Origin of the sequence: Kitasatospora sp. MY 5-36 (assembly GCF_001182915.1) — a bacterium.
GTDB lineage: Bacteria > Actinomycetota > Actinomycetes > Streptomycetales > Streptomycetaceae > Kitasatospora.
On sequence record NZ_LFVW01000372.1, the window covers coordinates 1 to 7264 of the forward strand.

Sequence of the window (7264 nt, forward strand, 5' to 3'; positions counted from 1 at the left end):
CTGGCGGTGGACCGCTCCGGGCTGCGGCTGGGCCGGGGCGGCGGCAGCTACGACCGGGTGCTGGCCCGGCTGGCGCGGGCGGGGGCGCGGCCGGTGCTGGCGGTGCTGCTGTACGAGCACGAGCTGCTGGAGCGGGTGCCGGCCGAACCGCACGACCGGCCGGTGGACCTGGCCGTGCTGCCCTCGGGGGTGCGCAGGCTCGGGTGAGACGGCGGCGGCCCCGTTCCCTCGGGGGGAGCGGGGCCGCCGGTGTCCGGGCCGTACGGGCGTCAGCCGGTGGTGAGCACCAGCTTGTGCTTGGTGGCCTTCTCGACCGCGTCCGGCGTGTAGGCCCAGGTCAGCAGCTTGCCCTTGAGCCAGAGGTCGGTCTGGTCGTTGTAGTTGTCGTGGAAGGCGTGGCCGGAGGCGCCGCCGACGTTGACCCAGCGCGAGGAGTCGAGGTCGTTCAGGTCGACCACCATGCGCATCGACGGGATCCAGTCCACCTGGTAGCCGGCCGCCGCGTTCCAGCCGGCCGCGTCGACCGCCGCCGAGCCGCCGGAGAGCCGGTACGGGCCGCGGTTGAGCAGCTTGTGCACCGCGCCGGAGGCGATCGAGGAGTCGTCGGTGCCGAGGGTCTGCTCGCGCAGCTCCAGCTTGTGCAGGCGGCCCCAGCTCCAGGTGGAGACGTCCTTGCTGAGCAGCGAGGTCAGCTCCTGGCGGGCGTTCTTCATCGCCTCCTGGAGCAGGTTGTCCAGGCCCTTCTGCTCCTTGTGCTGGTCGTCGATGTACGTCCACCACGAGCTGTCGGGCTTCTCCAGCTGCTGGCGCACGACCTCGGTCCAGCGGTCGCCGCCGTCCGGCTGGGCCTTGCCCGGTTCGCGGGTGCCGCACTCGGTGACGATCTTGGTGGCGCTGTCCGGCTTGGTGGGGTCGTCCTGCTGGCGGACCAGCAGGCAGTTGTCCTTGGCCCGCAGGTCGGCCGGGAACTTCTGGCCGAACGCGAGGATCAGCAGCTGGCGCCAGACGCCGTTGTAGTAGGCGGCGGCGGCCGAGTCGGCGTCCTGGTGGAAGTTCCAGTCCTTCAGCAGGTCCTGGGCCTCGCGCACGTACGGGTCGCTGACCGGCTGCTTGAGCAGCAGCGGGACCAGCGTCTTGGCCATCACGCTGGTGTTGTCCAGCTGGAGGGTCTGCATGTCGTCCGGCGAGATCTTGCCGTTGTTCTTGAGCAGGCCCTCGATCTGGTCGGTGATCTCCTTGGCGCGGGTGCCGTACTCCCAGTCCTTGGTGAGGTTGTACTTGTAGCTCGGGTCCACCACGGCCTGGTTGGCGGTGACGATGTAGCCGGCCGAGGGGTTGAGGCTCCACGGCAGCGCATTGAAGGGGATCGGGTCCTTCCACTGGTACGCGGAGTCCCAGCCCAGCGCCGGGAGGGTGCCGTCGCCCTTGCCGCGGACCGGGATGGTGCCCGGAGCCTGGTAGCCGATGTTCTTGGCGTCGGCGTAGATCAGGTTCTGCGCGGGGACGGTGAAGTCCTTGGCGGCGGCGCGGAACTCGTCCCAGTTCTTCGCCTTGTCCAGCTCGAAGACGGCGTCCATGGTCTTGCCGGGGCTGAGCGCCGTCCACTGCAGGGCGACGCCGTAGCCGCTGGTGCCGCGGTCGGGGGCGGAGGGGCCGTTGGGGGCGTACTTGCCGACGTTCTGCTGCTCGGTGCTCTGGTCGGAGATGAGCGGGGCGCCGGTCTGGGTGGTGCGGACGGTGATGGTGCGGTCCTCCCCGCCGGCGACCTTGATGGTCTCCTTGCGGAGGTCGAACTTCACGTCCTTGCCGTCCACCTGGTAGGTCTCCGGGCCGGTGACCTTCTCCAGGAAGAGGTCGGTGACGTCGGCGCCGAGGTTGGTGAAGCCCCAGGCGATGTCCTTGTTGTGGCCGATGACCACGCCGGGCATGCCCGCGAAGGTGAAGCCGGAGACGTCGAACTGGCAGGCCGGGGAGCTGGTCCGGCAGTGCAGGCCCATCTGGTACCAGACCGAGGGCAGGCCGGGGCCCAGGTGCGGGTCGTTGGCCAGCAGCGGCTTGCCGGTGGTGGTGTGCGAGCCCGCGACCACCCAGGAGTTGGAACCGATGCCCTGGCCGGGGCGGCCGAGCAGCTGCGGCATCGCGTCGACCCGGTCCGTCAGGCTCTGCAGCATCGCCTTGGTGGTGGCCGCGCCCTGGGCGGTGGCGGCCGTTCCGGCGGGCGTGCCGGACTGCGGGGAGCCGTCCGCGGGGCGGTAGTTGTCGCCGGTCACCGCGCCGGTCTTCACGATGGTGCCGTTGCGGGCGTACGGGTAGTCCGGGTACAGCTCGGCGATCTTGTCCGGGCCGAAGTCCTGGGCCAGCAGCGAGCGGTCGATCTCCTCCTGGAGGTTCCCGGAGAGGTTCCAGGCCATCGCCTTGAGCCAGGCCACCGAGTCGACCGGGGACCACTGCTCGGGCCGGTAGCCGCCGTTGACGACGCCGAGCAGGCCGTACTCCAGCGAGGCCTTCGCGCCGCCGGGGTGCTCGGAGAGCCAGGCGTTCACACCGTCCGAGTAGGCCTGGAGGTACTTCTTGGTCTCCGGCGAGAGCTTGGTGTCGAACTCCTTCTGCGCCACCTGCCGCCAGCCCATGGTGCGGATGAAGGTGTCGGTGTCGACCTGGCTGTCGCCGAACATCTCGGAGAGCCGGCCGGCGGTGATGTGCCGGCGGACGTCCATCTCCCAGAAACGGTCCTGCGCCTGGACGTAGCCCTGGGCGCGGAACAGGTCCTCGTCGGTGTCGGCGTACAGCTGCGGGATGCCGTTCGCGTCCCGCTTGACGTCGACGGGCGCGCTCAGGCCCGCGACCTTCACGCTGCCGTCGACCTCCGGGAAGGAGGCGCGAACCGCGGAGACCCCGCGGTAGCCGCCGTAGCCGGCACCGGCCACCAACAGCACGACCAGCACGATCACGATCAGACGGGCGCGCCGGAACTTCTTCGAGCGGGGCATCTGGGTCCTTGCGGTCCTGACTTCGGGGCGGGCGGGCGTGTCCAGGGCCTGCGGCCGTGACAGGGCACCACATTAGGCCGAGTCGGCCGGGCACCGTGAACGGGGGACCAAGCTAAAGATATGGCAAAATGTTAGACTGCGTAACGATCCGCAAGGGGAGCATTGACGACTTCTTAACGGGTCACCCCACAGCACCACCAGACACCCCGTCCGCCCCTGCCTGCCCGAGGTGCCCCTGCGTGAACATCTCCCATCTGAACCAGCTCCTGCTCGAGTCCTCCGTGATCCTGCTGTTCGCGGTGGGCGCCGTACGACTCTCCACCCGATCAGGGCTGCCCAGCCTGCTGATCTACCTGGGGATCGGCGTGGCGCTGGGCCAGAACGGGATCGGTGTCACGTTCAACAACGCTGAACTCACCCAGGTGCTCGGCTACGCGGCGCTCGTGGTGATCCTGGCCGAGGGCGGCCTCAAGACCAGCTGGCGCGAGATCAAGCCCGTGATGCCCGCCGCGACCGTGCTCGCCACCCTCGGCGTCGGCGTCAGCGTGTTCGCCACCGCGGCCGGCGCCCACTGGCTGGTCGGCCTGGACTGGCGCACCTCGCTGCTGCTCGGCGCCATCGTCTCCTCGACCGACGCGGCCGCCGTCTTCTCCGTACTGCGGATGGTCCCGCTGCCACACCGGCTCACCGGCCTGCTGGAGGCCGAGTCCGGCTTCAACGACGCGCCCGTGGTCATCCTGGTCGTCGCCTTCGCCACCACCGGGGAACTGGACTCCTGGTACGTCCTGATCGGCACGATCGTCGCCGAGCTGGCCATCGGCGCCGTCATAGGCCTGGCCGTCGGAAAGATAGGGGCCTACGGGCTCAAGCACGTCGCCCTGCCCTCCTCGGGCCTCTACCCGATCGCCGTGATGGCGCTCACCGTGCTCGCGTACGCCGGCGGCGCGCTGCTGCACGGCTCCGGCTTCCTCGCCGTCTACATCAGCGCGGTGATCCTCGGGAACTCCAAGCTGCCGCACGGCCCGGCCGTCCGCGGCTTCGCCGACGGGCTCGCGTGGATCGGGCAGATCGGCATGTTCGTGCTGCTCGGGCTGCTCGTCACGCCCGAGACCATGGGCGACGCGGTGGTGCCCGCGCTGGTGATCGGCGGGGTGCTGGTGTTCCTGGCCCGGCCGCTGTCGGTGATGGTCTCGCTGACCCCCTTCAAGGTGCCGGCCCGCGAGCAGGCGCTGCTGAGCTGGGCCGGGCTGCGCGGGGCGGTGCCCATCGTGCTGGCCACCATCCCGGTGGTGTCCGGCGCGCACCGGGCCGAGGACGTCTTCAACATCGTCTTCATCCTGGTCGTCGTCTTCACCCTGCTCCAGGGGCCGACCCTGCCCTGGGTGGCCAAGCGGCTGCGGATCGACGAGGGCGACATGGGCCAGGACCTGGGCATCGAGTCCGCCCCGCTGGAGAAGCTGCACGGACACCTGCTGTCGGTCGCGCTCTCCCCCACCTCGAAGATGTCCGGCGTGGAGATCAGCGAACTGCGGCTGCCCAAGGGGGCCGCGGTCACCCTGGTCGTGCGCGAGGGGAACTCCTTCGTGCCGGACAAGGCGACGGTGCTGCGGGCCGGCGACGAACTGCTGGTGGTCACCACGGACGAGGTCGGCGAGGCCGCCGAACGGCGGCTGCGGGCCGTGGACAAGGGCGGCAAGCTCGCGGGGTGGCTGAACGGGCGGTGACGGGCGCCGGGCCCGCCCCGGCCCAGGGTCCCCTGACGGGCCTGCGGGCCGGGGTGGGCTGGCGGTGTCTACGCGCGTAACTGTATGCTGGTTCGACCACGCCGTATAACCACCGCTAGACCACCCCAGCATCTGCCTGACGCAGAGTTGGCGCGACCGCTCGGCGGCCGCGGTCCGGCCCCCGGCCACCACGCCGGACCGACCCGGTATCTACCCCGGTCGACGCGCGAGAGGACGACTCTCGGCGCCGTCGGGGCCACACCATGCCCTGCCGCGCTACCAGGCAGCAGGAAGGACCGACCGTGACGGCGCGCCGAACGGTCGACACCGCCGCGCACCCCGCGGCCACCCCCGCAGCTCCCGCCCCCGCCCGCGTCGGGTACGGCGAGCTGCTGCGCACGCCCGGGGCCTGGACGTTCCTGTCCCCCGCCCTCGTCGCGCGACTGCCATACGCGATGCTCAGCATGGGCATCCTGCTGCTCGTCACGCAGACCCACGGCTCGTACGGCACCGCCGGTACGGTCACCGCGGTCGCCGCGGTCGCCCAGGCCCTGATCGGGCCGCAGACCGGGCGGCTCGCCGACCGCTACGGCCAGGCCTCGGTGCTCGTCCCGACCGTGCTGGTGCACGCCGTCTCGGTCGGCGTGCTGATCGCCCTCGCGCTCGGCCACGCGCCCGCCTGGAGCCTGTTCCTGGCCGCCGTGCCGGCCGGTGCGAGCGTGCCGCAGGTCGGCGCGATGGTCCGGGCCCGCTGGGTCGCCAGGTTCACCGCCGACGGCGCCTCCGACGCCTCCGCGGCCCGGGTGAGCACCGCCTTCGCCTTCGAGTCCGTGACGGACGAGTTCACCTTCGTGATCGGCCCGATCCTGGCCTCCGGCATCGCCGCCCTCGCCAACCCGGCCACCGCCCTGGTCGCCGAGGCCGCGCTGACCCTCGTCGGCGGCCTGGCCTTCGCCGCCCAGCGGGGCACCGCCCCGGCCCGGATCGTGCCGCAGCCCGGCACCAGGCGCGCCTCGGCGCTCGCCTCCCCCGGCGTCCGGCTGCTGGCCGGGACCTTCCTCGGGGTCGGCGCGGTGTTCGGCGGCATGCAGGTCTCGGTGAACGCCTTCGCCGACTCGGTCGGGCAGCACGACGCCGGCGGCACCGTGTACGGGATCTTCGCCGGCGGCTCCATGCTGGCCGGCGTGCTGTACGGCGTGATCGCCTGGCGGCGGCCGGTGCAGCAGCGGATGCTGTTCAGCTACACGCTGCTGGTGCTGGGCTGCTCGGTGCTGTGGGCGATGCCCAACCTGGTCGCGCTGACCGTCGCCGGGCTGGTCTGCGGACTGGCCATCGCGCCGACCCTGATCAGCGGCTACACCCTGGTCGAGACGCTGGTCGCGGACGGGGCCAAGACCGAGGCCTTCACCTGGCTGACCGGCGCCATCGGGCTGGGACTGGCGGTCGGCTCGATGGCGGCCGGCCGGCTGATCGACGGGCACGGGCCCTCCACCGGGTTCCTGGTGCCGGTGGTCGGGGCCGGGCTCGGACTGGTCGTGCTGGCCTCGCTGCGGCACCTGCTGGTGGCGCCGCGGGGCGAGGAGACCGCCGGTGCGGGGACCGCGGAGGGCGGGCGTCCGATGCAGCTGGCGGGTGTCGCCGAGGGCTGAGCGGGGCGGCGGCCGGGGGCCGGGCCTCCGGCCGCCGGGGCTGAGCCGACGGCGGCCGGAGGCTGCGCGGGCGTTGTCCGGGAACCGGGCCGACGGCGGCCGACGGGTGCTCCGGGGCCGATCTCACACCGGGGTCGCTGGACTGATCCCGCGGAATGCCGCATCATTGACCATCGTTAGCACTCATCAGGCGAGAGTGCCAGGAGGAAGACAAGTGCCCACGTACCAGTACCAGTGCACCGAGTGCGGCAACGGCCTGGAGGCGGTGCAGAAGTTCACCGACGAGGCGCTGACCACGTGCCCCGACTGCCAGGGACGGCTCCGCAAGGTCTTCTCGGCCGTGGGCGTCGTGTTCAAGGGCTCCGGCTTCTACCGGACCGACAGCCGTTCGTCCTCCAGCAGCTCGGTGGGCGCCGGGTCGTCGTCGACCCCCTCGACGTCGTCCACCGCGTCCACGTCCTCCTCGTCGACGTCGTCGGGCTCCGGCTCCTCGACCTCGTCCAGCCCGGCTCCGGCCGCGAGCTGATCCCGGCGCCGGGCACCATCGGCCCGGACGGCCCGTAGACCCGGGAAAGGCCCGTCGACCCCGCTTCCACGCGGGGCGGCGGGCCTTTTCGCATGCCCGCCCGGGCGCCCTGTCACCCCGGAGTGGTCGACCTCACTCCGGCGAGTGAACGAAGTTGTCCACAGGGGCGAGTTGTCCACAGGCCTGGGGAAAGGGCTTTCCGAGTTCGCCGGAAACGCCCATCGTGTGGGCATCCGGTCGGTCCGCGAGGGGCCGGCCCGCCGACACCCCGGAGGTGCGTCGATGACGACCGCGAGCTTCTCCCTCCCCCTGCCGCTGCCACTGCCCGCGCCCGCCGTGCCGCCCCGGCAGGAGCTGCCGAGCTTCCCGCCGATC

At 71.8% G+C, this 7264-nt stretch carries 5 protein-coding genes; 4 read left to right on the plus strand and 1 reads right to left on the minus strand.

Annotated elements, in window-relative coordinates; genetic code table 11:
* A partial coding sequence (locus AE652_RS23025) for a 5-formyltetrahydrofolate cyclo-ligase (RefSeq protein WP_049654519.1) occupies positions 1–207 on the plus strand: 207 nt, incomplete at its 5' end.
* A 62-nt stretch (positions 208–269) separates the two neighbouring features.
* On the opposite strand, the gene AE652_RS23030 is transcribed toward AE652_RS23025, so the two are convergent.
* A complete protein-coding gene (locus AE652_RS23030; protein ID WP_049654521.1) occupies positions 270–2990 on the minus strand; it encodes a penicillin acylase family protein in 2721 nt (906 codons plus the stop codon).
* 239 nt (positions 2991–3229) lie between these two features.
* Between AE652_RS23030 and AE652_RS23035 the strand changes: the two genes are divergently transcribed.
* From AE652_RS23035 to AE652_RS23045, 3 genes are all read left to right on the plus strand, one after another.
* Positions 3230–4714: a potassium/proton antiporter gene (locus AE652_RS23035; protein ID WP_049654523.1), complete on the plus strand. Its 1485-nt coding sequence runs from the start codon at positions 3230–3232 to the stop codon at positions 4712–4714.
* A 302-nt stretch (positions 4715–5016) separates the two neighbouring features.
* Complete coding sequence (locus AE652_RS23040; RefSeq protein WP_369808321.1) at positions 5017–6363, plus strand: MFS transporter; 1347 nt, start codon at positions 5017–5019, stop codon at positions 6361–6363.
* 214 nt (positions 6364–6577) lie between these two features.
* Entirely contained in the window at positions 6578–6889 is a 312-nt protein-coding gene (locus AE652_RS23045; protein WP_049654525.1) for an FmdB family zinc ribbon protein, read from the plus strand.
* Positions 6890–7264: the final 375 nt, after the last annotated feature.

Coding starts and splice junctions, on each gene's coding strand:
- AE652_RS23030 (WP_049654521.1), bottom strand. CDS start 2,990: ATGCCCCGCTCGAAGAAGTTCCGGCGCGCCCGTCTGATCGTGATCGTG.